The organism is Pseudoduganella sp. RAF19, from assembly GCF_052114165.1.
Lineage (GTDB): Bacteria > Pseudomonadota > Gammaproteobacteria > Burkholderiales > Burkholderiaceae_D > Rugamonas.
Genome location: NZ_JBFREF010000003.1, coordinates 116,565 through 137,830, shown reverse-complemented (window position 1 = coordinate 137,830; position 21,266 = coordinate 116,565). Strand labels below are relative to the sequence as shown.

Sequence of the window (21,266 nt, the reverse complement as noted above, 5' to 3'; positions counted from 1 at the left end):
AGTCGCAAAACATATCATGGCAACCAATATCGAACTGCGCCAACTACGTTATTTCGTCACCGTCGCCGAGGAATTGCACTTCGGGCGGGCCGCTCGACGCCTGCACATGACGCAACCGCCCCTGTCCCAGACCATTCTCGCTATGGAGGAGATGCTGGGCGCCGACCTGTTCGACCGCAACCGCCGCGGCGTGGCCCTGACGCCCGCCGGCGAGGCCCTGCTGCCCGAAGCCCGCCGCCTGCTGGTCCAGGCGCAGCAACTGCCGGAACTGGTGCAGAAGGCCGCTACGGGCGCCGTGGGGCATCTTTCGCTGGCTTTCGTGTCTTCGGCCGACTACAGCGTGCTGCCGCCCTCCCTGCGCGCCTACCGCGCCGCTTTTCCCCATGTACAGATCACCCTGAAGGAGGCCACCTCCGATGTGCAGCTGGATGATCTGCTGCAGAACCGCGTCGATGCCGGCTTACTGATTCCTCCTCTGCCGGATAAGGCCAAGCAGGAGCTGGATTACATGTCGGTCCTGAGCGAGCCCTTGATCCTGGCCTCCCCGGCGGGGCTACCGGAATTAAAGGGCGTCCACATGGCCACCTTGCGCGAGCTGCCCAATCTCCCACTCATCATCTTCCCCCGGACGATTTCGCCCGGCTTGTATGACTCTATCCTGGCCGTTTTCCGCAGCGCGGGCATTACGCCCGTCATCGGTCAGGAGGCGATACAAATGCAGACCATCGTCAGCCTGGTTTCGGCTGGCATGGGCATCGCACTTGTGCCACAATCCGTGTCGAATCTGAGACGGCCAGGAGTAGAATACCGGCCGCTCGCGCAGCACTCGCCAATGGTCGAAACCGGCCTGGCCTGGCGCCGCGACAATGCCTCGCCCGTGCTGCGGGGCTTCCTCGATTTGATGAGAAAGAGAGTCTGAATGCCGCTTGTTCACCCGATGCCCGATCCGGTCGCTTTCCAGCTTGGCCCGGTCGCAGTCCATTGGTATGGCCTGATGTATGTACTGGCCTTTGCTTTGTTCATCGCGCTGGGTCGCGTGCGCATCAAGCAGCCCCATATCGCCGCCCAGGGATGGAAAAATCAGGATCTGGACGATATGCTTTTCTACGGCATGCTGGGCGTGATTGTCGGCGGCCGTCTGGGCGAGGTGCTGTTCTACCGTCCGGGCTTCTTCTTCTCCAATCCGCAAGAGATCTTTATGGTCTGGCACGGCGGCATGTCCTTCCACGGCGGCTTCCTCGGCGTGCTGATCGCCATGGCGCTGTGGTCGCGCAAAACGAAGCGCAACCTGCTGGACGTGTATGACTTCATCGCGCCGATGGTCCCGCTGGGCTATGCCTGCGGACGTCTGGGTAACTTCATCAATGCCGAGCTGCCGGGCCGCGTGGTGACCAATCCGGACCTGCCCTGGGCGATGATCTGGCCGAACGTGGATGCACTGCCGCGCCATCCTTCGCCGATTTACCAGATGCTGGTGGATGGCATCCTGGTGTTCTGCATTCTGTGGCCGTATGCGCGCAAGCAGCGCCCGCGGCTGGCGGTTGGCGCGATGTACACGCTGCTGTATGGCTGCGCGCGTTTCTTCACCGAGTATTTCCGCACGCCGGACTGGGAAATCAATGTGGCCGGCATTCCGGTCACTTCCGGCCAGATGCTGTCCCTGCCGATGATTCTGGCGGCGATCGCTATGCTGGTGTGGGCTTACCGTCAACCACACCAACTCGCACCGAAAGCGGCCAGTTAATCGTCATCAGGCGCTGCGGGTCGCCCCAGCAGCGTGCGAATTCATCACGGAACGGCGCCAGTGGATCGGCGCCGTTTTTTTCTTTGTAGGTCTGAATCGCAGACCAGCTTTCCAGGTAAGCCATGAAGCGCTTCAGGTCCCATTGCGCCGTGAGCATGGCGGCGGGCGTTTCAATGCGCTGGAATGGGAAGGGAATCGAGCGATAGCCGTTTTCCACGTGGGCGCGCTCCGGCGCCCAGTAGCCGTTCAAAACTTCGTTATACAGTTTGTGGATCAGCACATCGACTTGCGGACTCGCTTCCAGCAGGTTGTATGAGATCACGGCCAGCGGCGCGCCCGGTTTGCTGACGCGGCGCACTTCGTTGTAGAAGCCATCAATGTCGAACCAGTGCAGTGCCTGTGCCACCAGGGTGAGATCGACACTGCCTGCTTCGAGGCTGCTTTGCTGCGAGGGCTCGCAGCGGTAGCTGACATTTGCCGCAGCGGGCGCGCGGTCGATCTGGGGCTGGCTGACATCGGTGGCGATGACCTTGTCGAAATGCTTTGCCACATCGATGGTGGCCTGGCCGGAGCCGCAACCGGCCTCCCAGGCCAGCGCCCTGCCCGGCGCCAGTTCGGCCAGCCAGGCAAACAGTTGCGGGTCGTAGCCGGGACGCGCGGCGCGGTAGGCGTCGGATTGCTTGGTAAAGAGTTGATCAGTTGTGCTCATGGCTCTGTCCTTCAAAGTATGCCCGCAGCGCCGGCCAGCGCGCCGGCGGCGATCAGGTAGACGGGGTTGATTTTTGTGCCGTACACGATTGCTGCCGCAAGGAGCGCAAGCCCGACCGCCAGCAGGCCGGCGCCGGACATGCTGAGGAAGCTCCAGGCAGCGGCAGCCAGCATGCCCGCCGACATCGGCGCCAGCGTGTGACGCAAGGCTTGCGTCCAGCGCGACGCCGGTTTGGCGGCGTCCACGCCGCGCCGCTGGGCGAGCTTCGCAGCGCCCAGCGCAAAGAGCGATGACGGCAAAATCACCGCCAGCGTTGTCGCCAGTGCTCCCGGCAGACCTGCGATCAGCCATCCGACCAGTGTGACAAATAAAACGTTGGGGCCGGGCGCGGCTTGCGCCAGCGCGTACATGGCGGAAAACTCCTCGCTGGTCAGCCAATGGTTCTGTACCGCCACGTAATGATGTATATCCGGTGCCACCAGCACTACGCCACCGCCAATCGCGCTCAGTGAAAGAATGGCCAGGTGCAGCGACAGGCCTCCGAGTTTGGCGTAGCTCAAGGCAGCCTCCATACGAATGCAAACATCACGAATCCAAACGGCGCCAGCGCACAGACCACCGTCACCAGACTAAGCTTCATCACGCCCAGGCCGAAGAAGGCCATCGCCAGCAGGACAAACTGCGCTATTTGCCGAGCGATATGCGTTTCATCGTTCGCGGCCGCGGACGAGCCGGGCGTGCCCGGCGCGCCGACGGTTTCGGGCGCGGCAGATCGCGCTGCGCCCTGCTTCCACATGCCGTGCGCCAGCTTGGCAGCCGTGGCGAGAATCAAGCCCGCCGCGACGGCCGCCATGCCGTGCAGCGCATTGGCGAATAAGGCGGAGGTGGCCAATTGTTGGTAAGCCACGCCCAACGCAATCACAATGAAGAACGGCGCCACCAGCAATCCAGCCAGAGCAGCCATCGCACCGCGCGTTCCTGCGAATCGCTGTCCGACAATCACAGCCAGATTGCAGATCGTCGGGCCGGGCAGAAGCTGGGCGACACCAAGCAGGGCACCGAATTCCTCAGCAGTCAGCCAGCGCGCCCGCTCAACCAGGTAGCGGTAGGCAAACGGCAGAACGCCCCCGAATCCCAAAAGCGCCATTTGCGAAAACAGCTTGAATAGCGCGCGGCAGTTGATGTTCATGATGACCTCCCCTTCCATGAAACCCAGTATAGTTCGGTGCCGAACATATGAAAAATATATAAAATAAATACCATCCATATATTCTAGGTATGCCACCATGAACCTGCGCCAGCTCGAAATCTTCCTCGCCGTTGCCCGGCACGGCAGCTTCACGGCCGCGGCCGAAAAGCTGCCGATGGCACAACCAGCCGTTAGTCTCGCCATCCACAAGCTGGAGGATTCGCTGGATGCCAAGCTTTTCGTGCGCGACAAGTCCGGCGCCACGCTGACCGATGAAGGTCATGTGCTGGTACGCCACGCCGAAGCGGTGTTGTCGCAGCTGGAAAATGCGCGCCAGGACATCAGCGCCTTCAATAAGCTCGCGTCGGGCCACATCACACTGGGCGCGCCGGCGATGGTCGGCGGCTATGTGCTGCCGCCGATGCTGAGCAGCTTTCGCCGCAAATACCCAGGTATTTCACTGTCGGTGCGCCAGGCGGGCGCCAAGGCGATCGAGGAGGAAATCCGCAGTGGCCAGATCGACTTCGGCCTGATCTCGGATTGGCGCAATTCGGACGACTTGCACGCTGAGCACATCAGCAGTCACAAGATCGTCGCTTGCGTTGCCAAGCGCTCGGCCCTGTCGCGCATGAAGTCACTCAGCTGGCAGCAGCTGTTCGAGCACCCGCTCATTCTGTTCCCGCAGGATTACTACATGCGGCAAGTGCTGGAGCATGCATCAACGCGGCTGCACGCCAAGATGCAGGTTGCGATGGAGGTTGAGACGGTGCCGCTCATCGTCGGCCTGGCCGAACACGGCGTGGGTGTCGCAACCCTGCTCGATAACGCCGCCGAAGCACATGCCAGCCAGGTTGCGCGCATCGCACTGCCGGCGGACGCACGCATTGACGTGGCGCTGTGCCGCCGCAAGCACGTCCCTCTGAGCCGCGCCGGCGAGGCGCTATGGACGCACTTGCGCAACAGTGGCGCTTAGCCTTGCACGTCTTTCAGCAAGCGGCAGGCGGCACTACGGTATTCGTCCACCAGGCGGCTGACCAATTGCCGTGTCGGCAGGACTTCGCGCACACAGCCCGCACCCTGTCCAGCGCCCCAGATATCCTTCCAGCGGCCGCGCGCCGCCATGCTGCCTTCCGTATCCTGTGCCGGCAGATTGTCGGGATCAAGCCCGCTGGCGGCGATGGAGCCGCGCAGATAGTTGGCAGGAAGCCCCGAGAAATAAGGCGTGTTGACGATGTCGGCCGAGCCGCTGCCGACCACCATGCGCTTGTAGGCGTCCGCCGCCGCCGTTTCGGTCGTGGCCAGGAAGCGCGTGCCCATATAGGCGAGGTCGCAGCCCATCGCTTGTGCCGCCAGCACATCGCCACCGCTGCTGACCGCGCCCGCCAGCACCAGCAAGCCGTTATAGAAGCTGCGCACCTCGCCCACTAGCGCCATCGGATTCAACGCACCGCCGTGGCCCCCGGCACCCGCAGCGACCAGCACTAGGCCATCGACGCCCGCTTCCAGCGCCTTGCGCGCATGGCGCACCGTGGTCACATCGTGCAGCACGATGCCACCGTATGCATGCACCTGCTGCACCAGCTCGCGCGAGGCGCGCAGGGAAGTGATAATGATCGGCACCCGATGGCGGATGCACACTTCCAGGTCGGACTCCACGCGTCTGTTGGCGGGATGGATGCCGATATTGACGGCAAACGGCGCCGCTTCGCCTTCCGCCAGTGCGGCCTTGATATTGATGATCCACTCTTCCAGCACGTCGGTTGAGCGCGCATTCAGCGCTGGCACGGAGCCGACCACGCCAGCCTGGCATTGCGCGATCACGGATTCGGTGCTGGACACCAGGAACATCGGTGCTGCAATGACCGGCAGCGTCAGACGGCCATTCAGAATTTCAGGTAACGCCATTGGTATTCTCCTCAGATTGATGTAGTGACGGCGTAGCGCTCAAGCACGTCCGACGCCAGCGTCAGGCCATGTCCCGGCTCAACGCGCCCGATCAGACAACCCTTGGTCATCGATGGCCAGCCTTCGAACAGCGGCTCCAGCAAAGGAAAGTCCTCCAGCCAGTTCACGTTCGGACAGGCCCAGGCCAGATGCACGAACAGGCCGGGAAGAAAATGCGGCGCCACGTTGATGCCGAAAGCGGACGCCAGCCGCGCCGCTTCCAGCGCAGGCGTCAGGCCACCGATCAGTGCCAGGTCAGGCTGGAGCACGCTGCACAAGCCTTCGGAGACGAAGGGCAAACACTCGTCGGCGCCTTGCAGATGTTCGCCTGTCGCCGCCATATAAGGGAAGGCACGCGCCAAGACCCGGTAACCCGCAATATCCGATGCCGGCAGCGGCTCCTCGACAAAGAGATAGCCCGCATCCTGTGCCACCTCCAGCAGACGGCGCGCCTGCACCGCGCTGCACTTCTCGTTCGCATCGCACATCAATTCAATATGCGACGGCGCTGCATCACGCGCCGCCTGCAGCAGCGTGGCGCCCTTGCGGCTGCCGTCGACACGCGGCTTCACTCCACGGAAGCCGGCGGCCACGTGGGTGCGCGTGACGTCGGCCACTTCGTGCGCGGACTGGCCGGCATGATAGCCTCCGCTGCCATATACCGGCACGCTGCGTGGTTCGCCGCCCATGGCGACGCCCAGCGGTTCGCCGCGCGTGCGGGCGTAAGCGTCCCACAAGGCCATATCGATGGCGGCCAGCGCCAGATAATTTGGTCCGCGGCGGCTACGGTTCAACGTACCGTTCAAGCCCCGCCAGGTAGCGGCGGGATGAAACAGTTCGGCGCCTGCGAGCGTCGCCGACAGCATGCGCGCGCACGCCAGCATTGGGGCGCCCGACCCTGCCAGCACATAAGAAAAACCCAGGCCCGTGCAACCATCTTGCAGCGTCACCTGCGTCAGCAGCACGTCAACGCTGGACACGCCGGAACCGCCCACCGGCTTTGCCAGCTGGTAGCGCAGCAGCTCATGGCTGCAAGACTCAATCTTCATCATTTACTCACATCGAAAAAATCCCGCAGCGTCGCCGCTGCGGGCAAATCCTTCCCACTGGAAGGAGGAGTAAGCGGGCGAGGGAGCCCGCTTCCACGAGACTCAGAAAGCGTGGCGCATGCCGACGCTGATGATGGTTGTGCGTGCGTCCATATTGGTGCCCGCGCCAGAGAACAGAGGGATCTCGTTGGCGCCGATCGGCACCAGCAGCACCGTCGGGCCTCCCGCAATCGGCACCGGCGTCAGGGTGCCGCGAATGATGCGGCCGCGGTCATCCTTTACAAAGCCGCTGCGCATGTACAGAGTGGTACGCTTGGACAAGTCGTAGTCCAGACCAATTACCGCGCCCTTGTCCTTACCCTGCGTGAAATTGGTGAACTTGGTCATCATGCCGGCCAGGATCAAGGTCCAGTTGCCGAAAGGCTGGCGCGCACCGATGGCGTAGGTGTCGACCTTCGGATTTTCCGGACCTTCGAATTTGAAGGTGCCCGTGTGGTAGTTCGCCGCCACCGTGGTGCCGGTGCCGGCAAAGGTGTACTTCGCGCCAACCATGGCCGCGTGATAGGAGTTCGCCTTCACCAGCGGCACGAAACCGGTGCTGCTGACAAAGCCCATCGGCGCGCGCAGCTCATTACGGTCGTAGGATGCCGTCAGCGTCACTTCATCGTTGGTGTAGGCGAGCAAGGCGCCGATAGACCGGCCACGATGGTCCGCCGATTCCGCGCCAGCCGTCAGACCACCCAGAATCTGCCCGGTGGCGGGGGTGGCCGGCGGCGTAGTCGGCGTGGCCGTCGACCGCGCAGGGCTGATGATGGCCGGGACACCGGCATTGGTCGAATAGGTCAGGAAGCCGACCCATGGGCCTTTCATCACAGCGTAAGTGACCGCGTTATCCTGGAACATCTGCAGGCTGTTGGTCACCAGGCCGCGCGCCATGATGTCGGAAGAACCCAGTTTGTCCGTGGTGGCGAGGTAGTAGCCGATCATCATCGGCGATGCCTGGCGGCCGAGACGCACTTCACCCACGGGCGTGGTCAGCGCCACATAGGCCTGGCGGCCGAACAGGCGTCCATCATTGGTCGTGATGCCGCCATCGATCTGCAGGCCGCCTTCCAATATGAAGTTCGCTTTCCAGCCATTGCCCAGGTCTTCCACACCTTTGAAGCCAAAAAAGCTTTGCTGCGACAGGCTCGGCGTCATGCGGGTGACGCTTTGCGATGGGGCGGACACCGCATTGGGCAGCGGCGTCGTGCCATTCATGCCGAACACGGTGCCGGCGGCATTGCCTTCAGTCTTGCTGATGTGGTCAACTGCCGCATCCAGCAGGCCATACACCGTCACGGACGATTGCGCCCATGCCGGGCCGCACGCCAGCGCACACGACGCCAGCCCGGCGGCAGCCTTGAAAATCCTGTACTTCATGAAGTCTCCCAATTGTGATTTATATGCGCTCTTGTTTTATGCCGCAGCACGGAACGGCGAAGCCTGGCGATAACGGCCAAGCGTGAGCAGGGCCAGGCCCGCCGCGCCCAGCATCCACGGATAGAGTTCAAGTACCAGCCGATAGTGGCCAGTGAGGTCGAAGTAGCGGCCCATCGCCACCGGTCCGATGACGCCGCCCAGTGCATAGGCGGCAAACGCGATGCCATACAGCGCGCCGAAAGCGCGCAAGCCGAAATAGCTGCGTACGAGATAGGAAATCAGGTCGCCTTCCGCCCCGATGGCCAGGCCGATCAAGGCGCCGCCCGCCAGCAGCAGCTGGTAATCGCTGGTACTGCCCAGGACCACCAAACCGGCGGCGCCTGCAAACATGAAGGCCGCGCCAACGAGCGGAGCGTGCAGCCGGTCCAGCAGCAGGCCTGTCAGAATGCGTCCGATGAACAGTCCAATGCCCATCAGCGACACGCCTTTCGCTGCTTCCTCTGGTGTGTAGCCCTTGTCGACGAAGAGCGCGGGCAGGTGCGGCCCCATGGATAGCGTCGCGATCGACGCCACCAGGAAGGCCCCCACGATCAGCCACAGACGCGGAGAACGCAAGCCTTCACGCAGCGTCAGGCCATCCACTTCCCGCACCGCCAGACCGCCGCCCGCTGCGTTGCGAGGCGCGGACGCGCCGGCCTGCCGTTCGTGCAGCAGCGCTGACGCCAGCAAGGCGGCGCATAGCGCGAACAGAGCCAATCCCAGATAGGCGACGCGCCAGCCGCCTGCGGCAATCAGCTTCTGCGCCAGCAGCGGCATGCCAACCATGCCGAGGCCAAGACCGGACATGGCCAGGCCAAGCGACAGGCCGAGCCTGCGGTCGAACCACTGCGGCATGACGGCCAGGTAGCCAAGCGGTGAAGTACCGGCGCCCAGCAAACCGATGGCCAGCGCCAGGGCGGCCCAGGCGGCAACGTCGCCGGTCTGCAGCGTCAGCGCCCCCAGGCAGGCTGCCATCAAACAGGCCGACAACAGAGCGACACGCCGCACGCCATGGCGGTCAATCAGCAGGCCAACCAATGGACTGGCCAGCGCTATCCCCAGCATGGCGCTACCGAAAGACAGGGCCGTCTCTGCCCTCCCCCAGCCGAATTCCTGCGCCAGCGGATACAGGAACACGCCGACGGTCGCGGTGAACAGCGGCCCCACGCCGCTGCCGAGGCCAATCGCGCCTCCCGCCACAATGCCCGCCAGGCGCCATTTGCTGATCATGCCCGCACCCGCTTTTCCTGTTCGACCAGGCCCGCGATCATGTTGCGCAATGGCTGCTTGTCCGGCTTGCCGACCTTGGTAGTCGGAATGGCGTCAATCGCTTCGATGCGTTCCGGCCATTTATACTTTGCGAGGCCAAGTGCTTCCAGGTGGCGGCCCATTTCTTCCACGCTTGGCACCTTGTGCTTACCGCGCAGGACCACGTAGGCGCAGGCCTGTTCGCCGTGCATCTCGCTCGGCATCGGCACCAGCGCACAATCCGCCACTGCGGGATGGCTAGACAGGCAGGCTTCCACTTCTTCGCAGTTGATCTTCTCGCCGCTGCGGTCGATCACGTCCTTGATGCGGCCTTCGAAGTAGTAATACACACGGCCATCGATCTTGCGCGAAGAAATCAGGTCGCCCGAGCGGTAGAAGCCATCGCTGGTGAACACCTGGCGGTTGCGCTCTTCCGCGTCGTAATAGCCATGGAAGGTGTACGGGCCTTTCGCGGCCAATTCGCCCACTTCGCCCACCGCCACTTCTTCTTCCGTGCCGGGCTTGAGCAGCTTGACCTGATCCATTTCGCTGATCGGGTAACCCACCGAGCGGTCGCGCACTTCGTCCGAGTCGCTCTGACGGGTGAAGGTTACCAGGCCTTCCGTCATGCCAAACACGTGGATGCCGACCGTTTGCAGGTCGCGCCGCACGATGTCCGAACCGTTGGTGCTGATGATCTTCACGCCTTTGAAGTTCAGCAGCTTGCCCGCGATCGCTTCCTGCAGCTTGAGCATGATGGGACGCACCAGACCAATCCAGGTCGGTTTGTAGAATGCCATCACCTTGAAGAACACGGCCGGATTCACTTCCGGCGTGATGATGTTGCGCATGCCGCTCAGCAGCGCCGGGCCCCAGCCACACACCATATTCGCGTTGTGGATCATCGGCAGTGGCAGGAACAGCACGTCCTTTTCGGTCCAGCCGTGGGCGCGCGCCACCATGCGCATGTTGTAGGAATATTCGCTGTGAAAGCGCGGGATGATCTTCGGCACGCCGGTGGTGCCGCCGGACAGCTGGAATACTGCCACCTGGTAGGGATCGTGCTCGATGGGTTCCAGCATTCGCCTGGCGTCTTCGAAACTGACCGATTCCATCAGATCTTCCAGGTGAAGACCCTCCGTCTTTTTCGAGAACAATCCCATTAGGCCTTTGCGCTTGGCGCGGGCGATGATGATGTGCTCCATGCTGGGAATCTGGGCCTTGAGCCTTTCCGCGAAGGCGACCATGTCGAATTTCGCGTTATCGCCCTGGATGATCCAGGCTTTGGCCTTGGCGTGATTGGCGAGGTAGCCGATTTCCTTTTCGCGGTGCGCTGCCAGTGTGCAGATCGGGATCAGGCCGGCCTTCCAGCAGGCCACCACGGCGTACACCAGCTCATAGCAGTTCTGCAGCTGGAACACCACACGGTCGTACTGCTTCAGGCCCAGCTTCAACAGGCCTGCGGCCAGACGCTCCGTGCGCTCATGCAGTTCAAGGAAAGTGATATCGCCTTCCGGACCGGTCAAGGCCACTTTGTCCGCGTAACGAGCAAAGGCTGCGTGCAAAGCGCCGGGCATGGTTTCCTTGCCCAGCAGGCCATCCCGCACATAGGCTTCCAGTTCATGCTGAGGTGGATAGACCACGCCCGGCATGCGGTATTTCACGCCAACTTCCATTGTTTGTCTCCTGATTATGATGTGTGCCGCAGCAGCGCTTCACGCAATGCCTGCGGAATGGGAACCTTGGTTTTGTTTTCCCTGTCGATGCAGATCAGCGTGCACCGGCCTGCGAACAGCGGTTCGCCAGCGAGCCCGCTGGCCTGGCAGTGCAGCTCGAAGCTGTGCTCGCGGATCTCGCCGACGCAGTAGCGGATGTCCGCCACATCGCCCGGCGCCATTGGCCGCATGAATTCGAGCGCCATGCCGCGCGCCGGTGTGCTGATGCCTTCCCGCCGAGCCAGTGCTGCCATGTCGCCATCCGCGATGTGGTTGGCGAACAGGCGCGCTGAGTCCAGCAGGTACTCGGTATAGCGGCCCGTGTACACGATGCCGGCCGGGTCGCAGTCGGACCAGCGCGCAGTGCGGCGCACCACGAAGGGCACGCTGCTCAGCACATACTCGGCGGCGCCGTTCATGGCGTGTCCGCCAGTTCCGGCAATTCGCCGGAGGCTTCGATCTTTTGCATCAGCTCCGGAAACTGGGCGCGCAGGCGGTCCGGGTTGATGCGGCCCGTGCGCGTCATGAAACGGTAGATGAATTCATGCGGGCCGTAGCTGTCCATCCAGCGCGGGAATTCCTCGTACCACATGGCCGAAATCTCCGAAGCGCCGATCAGCTTTTCCTTTTCCGGACGACGTTTGGCGACATAGCTTTCCAGCGCCGCCGCAACGTCTTGCGGATGGGCGCAGATGGCTTCCGCCAGCGCAATCGCATCCTCCATCGCGATGCGCGTGCCGGAGCCGATCGAGGGATGGGCGCTGCTCAGCGCATCGCCGATCAGCACGGTGCGTCCGCTGAACCAGTTGGCGTTGCGGATGACGTCGAACTGGCGCCAGGTGGTGTTGTTCGAGATCAGCGCATGGCCATCCAGCTCCGGCGCGAAGATGGCTTCGAACATGGCTTTGCGCTCTTCCAGCGACATCGCCTCGATGCCCAGCTCCTGCCAGGTGCGGTCGTCGCATTCAGCCACGAAGGTGCTCATCGAGTCGCTGTACGGGTAGTAGTGCGCCACGAAGTAGCCGCCTTTGTATTTGCGGAAGACCAGTGCCGCCGTCGGAAACACCTTGCTTGTGCCGAACCAGGCAAAGTGATTGCTCAACGTACGGCGCGTGGTGCCGAAGCCCTCCTTCGCGCTGTCGCGCACCACGGAGTTCACGCCGTCGGCCGCGACCACCAGGTCCGCATCCAGCGTGGCGACATCGGTCAGGCGCACTTCGTAGCGCACATCGATATCCAGTTCCGCAGCATGCTTGCGCAGGATGCCGAGCAGCGCGATGCGCGGCAGCGTACCCGCGCCCGGCCCCGGCACGCGCACGCTGATGGGCGTGTCGCGGGTATTGATCACCTGCTCCTTGAAGAAACTCAGGGCCTTCACGATATCCGTGGTGACGGCGGCATCGGCCGCCTCCAGCCGCGCCAGACCGCCTTCCGCCAGGCCGACACCGAAGCCGTAAGTGGCATCGCGCGCATTCTGCTCATACACCGTGATGCCGATGTCCGGCAGGCGCTTGCGCAGCAGGATGGCGAGGAACAGGCCGGATGGACCGCCGCCTACAATCGCAACCTTCATGCCGCCTCCGCCGCGCCGATGACCAGCTCATTCATGTCGAAGCGCTCAATGCGTCCGGCAAAACCGCCGGTCAGCACGCCGTACCAGACGGCAGGCTTGACACCCAGTTCCTTGCGGTTGAACTGCAAAGTCGGATTGCCATCGATGCGGATATAACCGTTCTCCAGCTCGGTGGTGGTATAGCCGCCGTGTGCGCGGGCTGCGTCAACCAGCGGACGGAATTCCGGCACGTCCAGCACGAAGGCGGAAGCCGCCGCGCTGCGCGTTTCCCCGACCGAACGGCCCTTGCGCAGCCAGACGTCGTCAATCGTCTTGAAGTCCTTGCCTGCCTTCTCCATGGCGATGGCAGCTTCGATGGTATTGGTCGCATCCACCGCGTCTTGCTTGCCGAAGTCGCGCAGCTGCATGGTGATTTCGACGGGATAGCCGTTCGGGTCCTCGAAGTACAGCGACTCGATCACCTCATGGCGCACCTGCATGCGCAGCGGCACGCCCATCTTTTCGGCGCGGTCGCGCCATGCCAGCAGCTCTTCCTGCGTATCGACACGCCACGCGGTGTGGGTGGCCAGGTCAAAAGTGTGGTCGCGCACCGGCAGCCAATCCGGGCGTTCCGTGCCGATGTAGTAGAAGAAGGCGATGGTGGCGCCACGGCCCGCATCAAAGAAGAAGTGCAGGAAGTCGGGATGCGCGTGCGGCCCCCAGCCACGGGCGGAAACGGCGTGCACCAGCGGCAGGCCAAGCAAATCGCGATAGAAATGCACCGTCTCGGCCAGTTTCCAGGTGGGGCGCGCAGTGTGATGTACGCCGCACAGTGCGGGCATTGGAATAGTCTTCGTCATGGTTTTCTCTCAGTTGAATGCACGCAGCCAGTTGCCGATGTGCTGCGCAGCGATAACGCGGCCCGGCTGTTCGCCTTCGGCCAGCGCGGCGCCATGGTGGTTGCCGCGTACGGAATGCATCACCTTGTCGGCGCTGCCGATCTGCTTGTAGATCTGCTCCATATCGGACGGGAAAGTGGCCTGGTCGCCGGTGTAGTAGATGACCAGCGTCGGCTGGGTCATGGACGCGCCGCACTTCTCGATCGAGGCGTTCGACGACAGCCCGGACCAGGTGGACAGCCAGGATTCCGGCGTCACCGTGCGCGCAAAGCCCACGCTGCCCAGGTTCGATACGAAGGGATCGCGGCCCCACAAGCCACCGGCTGGCCGGTCGCTCGGATCGATGCTGGTGTCCCAGGTGCGCAGGTCGGCATCGGTACGCCAGACGTTGAAGATCGGCGCATACGAAGCCTGCATCTTCAGCGCCAGGCTCTTTTCTTCGGCCAGTTTCTTTTTTGCGCCGATTTTCAGCTTCAGCATTTCCTTCGCCTTCCTGTCCAGGCGTTCGACGCGCGCCAGCTGGGCGGCGCGATAGCGATCGATGAACTCCGGCGCGTATTTGGCCTTGCCGGTCATCGGATTGAAGCCATTGGCCGGCAGGAAGGGATCGAGCGCAGGATCGACGTTCAGCGGATCGTTTTCGTCGGTGACCGAAGGATCGATCGCCGCCATCAGCAGCTTGCCCTGCCCAGCGTGCGGCGCCACGAAGATGAAGCCATCGGCCTGGGGCATATCGAGTTCGGCCAGCCTGGTTGGACGGCCGCCAGGGGTGCGCTCAATGCGCAGTTCGGGCGCCAGCCTGGACTGCTGGTTGTACAGCGCATACAGGCCCGCGCCGCCGGAATTCCCCAGCAGGACGATCTTCTCGAAATTCAGCTGGCGCAGATGGCTCATGCCAGCCGCCACATCAAACAAGGCGATCTCGTGTTCCAGTCGCAGGTCATTGCCGATCGAGCGCGGCGCCTGCACCCAGCACGCGCAGCCCGCGTCCAGCACGGCCGGCACCAGGTAGTGCGAAAGCTGGAATTCACGCGGATGCATCACGGAGACCACGGTGGTTTCCTTGCCTGTTACGGTGAACAGGAAGCCCATGGTCTTGCTGCCATCGGCGGTGTTCAGGGTGGCCGAGGCCACCTGATACGGGCGGTCCATCAGGGCCGCATCCCAGCCTGCGCCACGCAGGCCCGCAGTTTGTTCTCTGTCGCTCATGTCTCTCTCCAATTAATTGATGCGTCGTCAATTAGTGTAGGACGCGAATTTTGGGAAGTCAATAAAATTTGATGGTGTATCAATTAAATCGCAACGGAAGGTTGCGTGGGCGGCAGGAAGGCCGCAGAATAGGCAGGTTTTCAATCCTGCAGAAGAAGCACATGAGCAAAGCAGCCAGCACGGACAAGACAGTCCCCGTTGCGCGCCCGCGCGGACGCCCGCCCAAAGCGTCGGCCGCCATCGGCAACGAGGCGGACCTGTCGCGCAACGCCATCATCGACAAGGTGCTTGAGCTGACCAAAAGCGAGCCGCTGCAGGACATTTCGATCACCCTCATCGCCAAGGAGTTTGGCGTGGTGCCGGGGCTGATTTACTACTACATCGGCAATCGCGACAAGCTGGTGTCGGGCGTGATGAACCAGTTCCACGAGAACCGCATGCGCAATATGCCGCCCCTGAGTGGCGATTGGCGTGCGGATGTGGAGGAAGTTGCGCGCGCCAATCTCAAGCTCACCAACAAATATCCGGGCGTGGCGCAGTACATCGCCTCGCGCGGACCTTACCGCCTGTTCCAGATGGTGGCGGAAGGCGAAACTGACTACGGCATGGTTTATTTCGACCATATCGCGGCGGCGTTTTTGCAGGGCGGCTTCAAGCCTGCACAGGCGGCGATGGCCTACCGCCTGCTGGCGCAGTTTGTTGCCTCCTGCATTTCGGCACGGCCCGGCCAGCCCGGCCCTTCCACGCAGGAGGAAGCCAGGGCGCGCTTCGAGGCGCTGGACGAGGAGCTTTATCCCTCGGCCAAAACGCTGGGCGTGCCGTTTTCAGCCCTCAATACCAAGACCCTGTTCGACGCAGGACTCCAGCTGCTGCTGGATGGGTTCGAGGCCTGGTTGTAACGCACGCAGACGGCGGATCAGTGATCCGCCCCACGCTTCGTTGTAGGGCGGGTCATTGACCCGCCGTGCATGCTCCGCTCATGGCCCTGCCAGGTAGGCGTTTACCGCCCTCACTTCCTCCTCACCGAGGTCCCCGGTCGCCGCGGACAGGCGCAGGCTGCCCATCAGCCAGTTCACGCGCGCTTTCGACAAGTCATACATCGACGAGTACACATTCTGCTGCGCGTTCAGCACATCGAGCGTGGTGCGCATGCCGACTTCGCGTCCCAGCACCGCCGCTTCCTGCGCCGTGCTGGCCGCTTTCACGGATTGCTCCAGCGCCTGCACCTGGGCCGCGCCGTCGCTGACCGCCAGCCAGGCATCGCGTACTTGCAGGCGCACGTCGCGCCGCGCGGCGTCCACATTGTGCTGGGCTTCGCGCAGTTTGGCCGCGGATTCGCGCTGCTGGGAATCCAGCGCACCGCCCTGATACAGCGGAATATTCAGCTGCAAGCCGATGGACGTCGTGCGCGTGCGTTCCGGCGACACCAGCGGCGACACATCGCCCGTCGTGCGCACTTCGCCATGGCTCGCCACCAGGTCAAGCGTTGGACGGCTGCTGCGCTTGTTCTTGTCCGCATCGGCACGCGCCGCATCGAGCTGGCGCAGGCGAGTTTGCAGCTGCGGGTTATTGTTCAGCGCCCGCTGTTCCCAGTCCGTCAGCGGTTTCGTGCTGGCCTGCGGTGCAAAGCCATCGCGCATTCCGGACAGGTGATCCGCCTCGACGCCGGTGTACTCGAAGAACTGAACGCGGCGCAGTTCCAGATCGCTGGCCGCCGCAATACGCGCCGAAGCCACGGACTCGTGCCGCGCTTCCGCATCGCGCAGGTCGATGATGCGCGCCTTGCCCGCGTCGAAGCGCGCCCTGGCATCGGCCATCTGTTCGCCGACGGCGGCCTGCTGTGCGTCCAGCAAATGCAGGCGCTCTTCCGCCAGCAGCACGTTGAAGTAGGCTTGCGCCACGCGCTGGATCTGGTCCTGGCGCGCGCTCGTGTAGCTGGCTTCAGCAATTTCCGTCTGCGCATGCAGCTGCTTGCGGTTGGCGCGCAAGTCGGCGCGGTAGATTGGCTGCACCAGCGTCACGCTGGCTTCGCGCCGCGTGCCCTTGCTCTCGCTCGGCAGCAGTGACGACAGTTGCGGCGGACCGAAACTGCCGGTGTTGGCATCGAGATGAGTCAATCCGGCGGACAGGTTGACGCGCGGCTTGAGCAGCGCATCGCCCTGGATCGCCTTTTCCGCGCCGGCTTCGCGTGCGGCCACCGCCGCCATCAGGCTGGGATCGATGTCCAGCGCGTGCTGCCAGGCCCCCATCAGGTCCATCGCATGCACCGCGGATGGTGCTATCAGCGCGGCGAACAAGGCCGGCGCAATGAGAATGAAAGTACGTTTCATCATGCCCTCACTGGTTTTTTGACGCCATACCAGGCCGCATACAGTGCAGGCAGGAACAGCAAAGTAAGCAGGGTTGCCACGATCAGGCCCCCCATGATGGCCCATGCCATTGGCCCCCAGAAGGTGGAACGGGTCAGCGGAATCATGCCCAGCACGGCCGCCAGTGCAGTCAGCACAATGGGGCGGAAGCGCCGCACGGCCGATTCCACAATGGCGTCGTTCAGTGAAGCGCCGCGTTCCAGGTCCTGGTCGATCTGCACCACCAGAATCACGGAGTTCCGGATGATCATGCCGAACAGCGCGATCACACCCAGCATGGCCACGAAGCCGAACGGAATCTGGAAGCCGGCCAGCATCAGCGACACGCCGATCATGCCCAGCGGCGCGGTGACCAGCACCAGGGCCATCTTCTTCATGTCCTGCAGCTGCATCATCAGCAGGAGCAGAACGACCACCAGCATCATCGGCATCACGGCCTTGATCGATGCCTGCGAGCGGGCGCTCGACTCCATGGTGCCGCCCACTTCGATGCGGTAGCCCAGCGGCAGCGTGGCCGCCAGCTCGTCGATCTTCGGCTGCAGGGCTGCCGCCACGTCCGGCGCCATGGCGCCTGCCACATCGGCACGCACGGTGATGGTGGGTACGCGGTTGCGGCGCCACAGCACACTGTCTTCGCTGCCGACGATCAGGCGCGCCACCTGCGACAGCGGCACGAATTTCCCGTCGCGGACATAGACCTTCACATCCTTCAGGTTGTTCAGGTCACCACGCTCCACGGCGCTCAGGCGGGCCACCACATCGATGCCTTTGTCGTCTTCGATGTACTGGGTGATGGCCTGGCCTGTCATGGATGTTTGCAAGGCATTTGCCACCTGGTGCGAGGTAACGCCAACGGCGCGCGCCGCGTCCTGGTCGATCTCGACACGCATGGTCTTCAGGCGTTCGCCATAGTCGCTGTTCACGCGGCGCACGTTCGGGTTGGCGCGCATGATGGCAGCCAGCTTGTCGGCGACCGGCGGCAGCAGATTCATGTCCGGGCCGGAAATACGGAACTGCAGCGGATAACCAACCGGCGGGCCGTTCTCCAGACGGTTCACGCGGCCGCGCACAAAGGGGAAGTCCGTCTCAAACAGCTTCTGGATCTTGGCCAGCACACGCTCGCGGGCTTCTTCGCCCTCCGTCACGACCATGATCTCGGCCAGCTGCAGATTGGGCATTTGCGCATCCAGCGGCAGGTAGAAGCGCGGGCTGCCGCCGCCGACGTAGGCGGTCACGGAAACGATGTCCTTGTCGCCTTTCAGCTTGGCTTCAAAGGCTTTCACTTGCCCTTCAGTGGCGCCATAGGTCGCCGCTTCCGGCAGCCACAGATCCACCATCAGTTCCGGACGGTTGGACGAAGGGAAGAATTCCTTCGGCACCAGTTTGAACAGCACCAGCGAGCCAATAAACAGCGCACCGGTGATGGCGATGACGATGCGGCGATTGTCCAGGCATGCCTGTACCAGCTGGCGGAATTTGACGTAAAAGCCGCGCTGGTAAACCGCATCTTCGTCGTGATGATCGTGGCCTTCCTTCGGCGTCGGCAACAGCACGTAGCCGAGGCAAGGCGTGAACAGCACCGCCACGATCCAGGACAGCAGCAGCGCCAGGCCCACCACCTGGAAGATCGAGAAGGTGTATTCGCCCGCCGAGGACTTGGCAAAGCCCACCGGCAGGAAGCCAGCAGCGGTAATCAGCGTACCGGTCAGCATGGGGAATGCCGTCGCGGTGTAGGCATAGGTGGCGGCCGCAAACTTGTCCCAGCCTTGCTCCAGCTTGAGCATCATCATTTCGACGGCGATGATGGCATCGTCCACCAGCAAGCCGAGCGCGATGATCAGCGCGCCCAGCGAAATGCGCTGAAGGTCGATGTTGAAGGCATACATGGCGAGGAAAGTAATTGCCAGCACCAGTGGAATCGACAGCGCCACCACGATGCCGCTGCGCACACCCAGCGAGAAGAAGCTCACCGCCAGCACAATAATCACGGCTTCCATCAGACTGTGCGTGAACTCGTGCACCGACTCCTTCACCACCTTGGGCTGGTCCGACACGGAATGCATCTCCACGCCCACCGGCAGGCCACCTTGAATGCGCTTGATCTGCGCATTCAGCTGCTCGCCGAGACGGATCACATCGCCGCCCTTGCGCATGGAAATAGCGAGGCCCACGGCTTCCTTGCCGTTGAAGCGCATCTTGAAGGTGGATGGATCGGTTACGCCGCGCCTCACATCGGCGATATCGCCCAGGCGGAAGCTGCGGTCACCGGCGCGGATGCCCATCTCGCGAATGCTTTCGACGGATTTGAATTCACCGGACACCCGCACGAACACGCGCTCATCGCCCGTTTCCACTACGCCCGCCGGATCGATCACATTCGTGGCGCGCAGGGCGTTGACGATCACGTTCGGGTCCAGACCCAGCGACGCCAGCTTGGCGTTCGAGGTTTCGACGTAGATTTTCTCGTCCTGCACGCCGATGTAATCGACCTTGTTCACATCCGGCAAGCGCAGGATTTCATTGCGCGCTGCATCGGCAAAGTCTTTAAGCTGCGGGTAGTTGTAGCCGTCGCCCGTGATGGCGTACAGATTGCCGAAAGTGTCGCCGAATTCGTCGTTGAAGAACGGGCCTTTCACACCGGAGGGCAGCGTTGGCTTGATATCGCCGATCTTCTTGCGCACCTGATACCAGGCGTCGGCGACTGCTGCGGCATTGGTGTCTTCACGCAGCACGATGGTGATCTGCGTGATGCCGGGACGCGAATAACTGGTGGTGTAATCGATCTGCTCGACTTCCTGCAGCTTCTTTTCCAACTTGTCCGTGACCTGATCGGCCATCTGCTGGGCCGAAGCGCCCGGCAGCTTGGCCTGCACCACCATGGCGCGGAAGGTGAATTCAGGGTCTTCCTTCTGGCCCAGCTTCTGATAGGCAAAGATACCGGACAGCGCCAGCAGGCCAATCAGGAAGATCATCATTTGCGGGTGCTTGAGCGCCCAGCCGGAGAGGTTCAGGTCTTTCATGGCTGGCTCCGCGCCGCCACACGCACCTTCTGGTCGGTATGCAGCATATGCACGCCGGCGGTGACAACTTTCTCGCCATCCTGCAGGCCGCCGGAGATCAGGGCCGTATCGTCTTCCACTGCCAGCAGTTTCACCGGCCGCTGGCGCACACGCTCAGTCTTGGGATCGACCACCCATACGGTCGGCTTGCCCTGGTCCGTGACGGCGGTCAGCGGCAGACGAATGGCTGCTTCGCCTTCCACGTCGGACAGATTGAGCGTGGCGGTCATGCCCAGGCGCAGATTGTCGTCCGGTTCGAGAATGGTGGCGCGCGCGATGTAGGTGCGGGTGACGCTGTCGGTATCGGGCGCCAGTTCACGCAGGCGCGCGGCGTAGACCTTGTCCGGCTTGGTCCATGCGGTGACCTGCATTGCGCGGCCCGGCTTCAGTTCGGCCACGCGCGACTCGGGCACGCTGACCACGATCTCGCGTTCACCTGCTTCCGAGATGGCGAGTACGGCCTGGCTCACGCCCACCGTCTGCCCTGCTTCGGCATAGATCGCCGTGACCACGCCGGCGCGTTCCGCGCGCAACTCGGTGTAGCCGCGCTGGTTGGCGGCCATCGCGCGCTGCGCGGTGGCGGAGCGCAGCTGCGCGCTGGACTGACGCACCAGCATGCGGTTCTGGTCCAGCTCCGCCTGCGAGATGAACTTCTTGCGGAACAGTTCTTCGGCACGCGTGAGATCAGCACTGTCTTTCGCGAGACGGCTTTCGGCGGAGTCGGCTTGCGCGCTGTAGGCCGCGAGATTGAGGGCCGCGTCCTGGGGATCGAGGCGCATCAGCACCTGGCCGGCCGCCACCTTATCGCCCACGTCGACCAGGCGTTCGGTGATCTTGCCACCGACACGGAAGCCGGCCTTGTGTTCATGCCGTGCGCGGATCTCGCCGGAATAGGCGGCGCCCACGGTGCCCTTGCTATGGCTGACGGTGGCAACCCATACCGGGCGCACGTCTTCGTATTGCTCTGGTTCGCGGTGGTGGCAGGCGCTGAGGAGGATTGCGGCCGCCAGTCCCGTTGTGATGCTGGTCTTCATGCGTATCTCCGTTCGGTGTGCAGCCTGCACGAAATGGCAGGCTGCGAACGGGATACTAAAGAAGGGAGGCAGATGCTTTCTTGTA

Annotated in this window: 19 protein-coding genes; 4 read left to right on the top strand and 15 right to left on the bottom strand. The window is 63.0% G+C overall.

What is annotated here, in order from left to right:
• Positions 1–16 precede the first annotated feature (16 nt).
• Positions 17–919 carry a LysR family transcriptional regulator gene (locus AB4Z19_RS08500; protein ID WP_442022997.1) on the top strand — a complete coding sequence of 301 codons (903 nt, stop codon included), beginning with the start codon at positions 17–19 and terminating at the stop codon, positions 917–919.
• On the top strand, positions 920–1,744 hold the full coding sequence (gene lgt / locus AB4Z19_RS08495) for a prolipoprotein diacylglyceryl transferase (protein ID WP_442022996.1): 825 nt from the start codon (positions 920–922) through the stop codon (positions 1,742–1,744).
• Here lgt and AB4Z19_RS08490 read toward each other — a convergent pair.
• Genes AB4Z19_RS08490 through AB4Z19_RS08480 form a run of 3 tightly spaced genes read right to left on the bottom strand, consistent with a single transcriptional unit; the run spans position 1,686 to position 3,642 of the window.
• The gene (locus AB4Z19_RS08490) at positions 1,686–2,453 is read right to left on the bottom strand and encodes a class I SAM-dependent methyltransferase (protein ID WP_442022995.1); all 768 of its coding nucleotides are present in this window, start codon (positions 2,451–2,453) and stop codon (positions 1,686–1,688) included. The genes lgt and AB4Z19_RS08490 overlap by 59 nt on opposite strands.
• Before the next feature lie 11 nt (positions 2,454–2,464).
• Positions 2,465–3,013 (bottom strand): chromate transporter, encoded by a 549-nt coding sequence (locus AB4Z19_RS08485; RefSeq protein ID WP_442022994.1) that lies wholly within the window; start codon positions 3,011–3,013, stop codon positions 2,465–2,467.
• Positions 3,010–3,642: a chromate transporter gene (locus tag AB4Z19_RS08480; protein WP_442022993.1), complete on the bottom strand. Its 633-nt coding sequence runs from the start codon at positions 3,640–3,642 to the stop codon at positions 3,010–3,012. Before AB4Z19_RS08480 ends, AB4Z19_RS08485 begins: the two co-directional genes overlap by 4 nt.
• Before the next feature lie 97 nt (positions 3,643–3,739).
• Between AB4Z19_RS08480 and AB4Z19_RS08475 the strand changes: the two genes are divergently transcribed.
• On the top strand, positions 3,740–4,615 hold the full coding sequence (locus tag AB4Z19_RS08475) for a LysR family transcriptional regulator (protein WP_442022992.1): 876 nt from the start codon (positions 3,740–3,742) through the stop codon (positions 4,613–4,615).
• Here the strand turns inward: AB4Z19_RS08475 and AB4Z19_RS08470 are convergent.
• From AB4Z19_RS08470 to AB4Z19_RS08430, 9 genes are all read right to left on the bottom strand, one after another.
• On the bottom strand, positions 4,612–5,568 hold the full coding sequence (locus tag AB4Z19_RS08470; protein ID WP_442023001.1) for an NAD(P)H-dependent flavin oxidoreductase: 957 nt from the start codon (positions 5,566–5,568) through the stop codon (positions 4,612–4,614). The two genes, AB4Z19_RS08475 and AB4Z19_RS08470, sit on opposite strands and share 4 nt — an antisense overlap.
• The gene (locus AB4Z19_RS08465) at positions 5,559–6,638 is read right to left on the bottom strand and encodes a mandelate racemase/muconate lactonizing enzyme family protein (protein WP_442022991.1); all 1,080 of its coding nucleotides are present in this window, start codon (positions 6,636–6,638) and stop codon (positions 5,559–5,561) included. The genes AB4Z19_RS08470 and AB4Z19_RS08465 overlap by 10 nt, the downstream gene beginning before the upstream one ends.
• A gap of 99 nt (positions 6,639–6,737) precedes the next feature.
• Positions 6,738–8,057: a porin gene (locus AB4Z19_RS08460; RefSeq protein WP_442022990.1), complete on the bottom strand. Its 1,320-nt coding sequence runs from the start codon at positions 8,055–8,057 to the stop codon at positions 6,738–6,740.
• A 36-nt stretch (positions 8,058–8,093) separates the two neighbouring features.
• Positions 8,094–9,326, bottom strand: coding sequence for an MFS transporter (locus AB4Z19_RS08455; protein ID WP_442022989.1), 1,233 nt, complete (start codon positions 9,324–9,326; stop codon positions 8,094–8,096).
• Positions 9,323–11,020, bottom strand: a complete 1,698-nt coding sequence (locus AB4Z19_RS08450) for an AMP-binding protein (protein ID WP_442022988.1) — start codon at positions 11,018–11,020, stop codon at positions 9,323–9,325. The genes AB4Z19_RS08455 and AB4Z19_RS08450 overlap by 4 nt, the downstream gene beginning before the upstream one ends.
• A 14-nt stretch (positions 11,021–11,034) precedes the next feature.
• Positions 11,035–11,478, bottom strand: a complete 444-nt coding sequence (locus tag AB4Z19_RS08445) for an acyl-CoA thioesterase (protein WP_442022987.1) — start codon at positions 11,476–11,478, stop codon at positions 11,035–11,037.
• Complete coding sequence (locus AB4Z19_RS08440; RefSeq protein ID WP_442022986.1) at positions 11,475–12,632, bottom strand: FAD-dependent monooxygenase; 1,158 nt, start codon at positions 12,630–12,632, stop codon at positions 11,475–11,477. The genes AB4Z19_RS08445 and AB4Z19_RS08440 overlap by 4 nt, the downstream gene beginning before the upstream one ends.
• Positions 12,629–13,471, bottom strand: a complete 843-nt coding sequence (locus AB4Z19_RS08435) for a VOC family protein (RefSeq protein ID WP_442022985.1) — start codon at positions 13,469–13,471, stop codon at positions 12,629–12,631. Before AB4Z19_RS08435 ends, AB4Z19_RS08440 begins: the two co-directional genes overlap by 4 nt.
• Positions 13,472–13,480: 9 nt before the next feature.
• Positions 13,481–14,719, bottom strand: coding sequence for an alpha/beta hydrolase (locus AB4Z19_RS08430; RefSeq protein ID WP_442034987.1), 1,239 nt, complete (start codon positions 14,717–14,719; stop codon positions 13,481–13,483).
• A gap of 161 nt (positions 14,720–14,880) precedes the next feature.
• On the opposite strand from AB4Z19_RS08430, the gene AB4Z19_RS08425 reads away from it, so the two are divergent.
• Positions 14,881–15,618: a TetR/AcrR family transcriptional regulator gene (locus AB4Z19_RS08425; RefSeq protein WP_442027472.1), complete on the top strand. Its 738-nt coding sequence runs from the start codon at positions 14,881–14,883 to the stop codon at positions 15,616–15,618.
• A gap of 78 nt (positions 15,619–15,696) precedes the next feature.
• Here AB4Z19_RS08425 and AB4Z19_RS08420 read toward each other — a convergent pair whose 3' ends face one another.
• From AB4Z19_RS08420 to AB4Z19_RS08410, 3 genes are read right to left on the bottom strand one after another with little or no spacing between them, the layout of a single operon-like run.
• Positions 15,697–17,052 carry a TolC family outer membrane protein gene (locus AB4Z19_RS08420; protein WP_442027471.1) on the bottom strand — a complete coding sequence of 452 codons (1,356 nt, stop codon included), beginning with the start codon at positions 17,050–17,052 and terminating at the stop codon, positions 15,697–15,699.
• Complete coding sequence (locus AB4Z19_RS08415) at positions 17,049–20,108, bottom strand: efflux RND transporter permease subunit (RefSeq protein WP_442034985.1); 3,060 nt, start codon at positions 20,106–20,108, stop codon at positions 17,049–17,051. Before AB4Z19_RS08415 ends, AB4Z19_RS08420 begins: the two co-directional genes overlap by 4 nt.
• Positions 20,105–21,181, bottom strand: a complete 1,077-nt coding sequence (locus tag AB4Z19_RS08410; RefSeq protein ID WP_442026272.1) for an efflux RND transporter periplasmic adaptor subunit — start codon at positions 21,179–21,181, stop codon at positions 20,105–20,107. The genes AB4Z19_RS08415 and AB4Z19_RS08410 overlap by 4 nt, the downstream gene beginning before the upstream one ends.
• Between the last annotated feature and the right edge of the window lie 85 nt (positions 21,182–21,266).

What these genes read in the sequence shown, in the direction of transcription:
- AB4Z19_RS08435 (WP_442022985.1), bottom strand. Translation starts at nt 13,471, where the DNA reads ATGACGAAGACTATTCCAATGCCCGCACTGTGCGGCGTACATCACACT.
- AB4Z19_RS08415 (WP_442034985.1), bottom strand. Translation starts at nt 20,108, where the DNA reads ATGAAAGACCTGAACCTCTCCGGCTGGGCGCTCAAGCACCCGCAAATG.
- AB4Z19_RS08460 (WP_442022990.1), bottom strand. Translation starts at nt 8,057, where the DNA reads ATGAAGTACAGGATTTTCAAGGCTGCCGCCGGGCTGGCGTCGTGTGCG.
- AB4Z19_RS08425 (WP_442027472.1), top strand. Translation starts at nt 14,881, where the DNA reads ATGAGCAAAGCAGCCAGCACGGACAAGACAGTCCCCGTTGCGCGCCCG.
- AB4Z19_RS08490 (WP_442022995.1), bottom strand. Translation starts at nt 2,453, where the DNA reads ATGAGCACAACTGATCAACTCTTTACCAAGCAATCCGACGCCTACCGC.
- AB4Z19_RS08465 (WP_442022991.1), bottom strand. Translation starts at nt 6,638, where the DNA reads ATGATGAAGATTGAGTCTTGCAGCCATGAGCTGCTGCGCTACCAGCTG.
- AB4Z19_RS08480 (WP_442022993.1), bottom strand. Translation starts at nt 3,642, where the DNA reads ATGAACATCAACTGCCGCGCGCTATTCAAGCTGTTTTCGCAAATGGCG.
- AB4Z19_RS08420 (WP_442027471.1), bottom strand. Translation starts at nt 17,052, where the DNA reads ATGATGAAACGTACTTTCATTCTCATTGCGCCGGCCTTGTTCGCCGCG.
- AB4Z19_RS08445 (WP_442022987.1), bottom strand. Translation starts at nt 11,478, where the DNA reads ATGAACGGCGCCGCCGAGTATGTGCTGAGCAGCGTGCCCTTCGTGGTG.
- AB4Z19_RS08455 (WP_442022989.1), bottom strand. Translation starts at nt 9,326, where the DNA reads ATGATCAGCAAATGGCGCCTGGCGGGCATTGTGGCGGGAGGCGCGATT.
- AB4Z19_RS08410 (WP_442026272.1), bottom strand. Translation starts at nt 21,181, where the DNA reads ATGAAGACCAGCATCACAACGGGACTGGCGGCCGCAATCCTCCTCAGC.
- AB4Z19_RS08475 (WP_442022992.1), top strand. Translation starts at nt 3,740, where the DNA reads ATGAACCTGCGCCAGCTCGAAATCTTCCTCGCCGTTGCCCGGCACGGC.
- lgt (WP_442022996.1), top strand. Translation starts at nt 920, where the DNA reads ATGCCGCTTGTTCACCCGATGCCCGATCCGGTCGCTTTCCAGCTTGGC.
- AB4Z19_RS08500 (WP_442022997.1), top strand. Translation starts at nt 17, where the DNA reads ATGGCAACCAATATCGAACTGCGCCAACTACGTTATTTCGTCACCGTC.
- AB4Z19_RS08430 (WP_442034987.1), bottom strand. Translation starts at nt 14,719, where the DNA reads ATGAGCGACAGAGAACAAACTGCGGGCCTGCGTGGCGCAGGCTGGGAT.
- AB4Z19_RS08450 (WP_442022988.1), bottom strand. Translation starts at nt 11,020, where the DNA reads ATGGAAGTTGGCGTGAAATACCGCATGCCGGGCGTGGTCTATCCACCT.
- AB4Z19_RS08440 (WP_442022986.1), bottom strand. Translation starts at nt 12,632, where the DNA reads ATGAAGGTTGCGATTGTAGGCGGCGGTCCATCCGGCCTGTTCCTCGCC.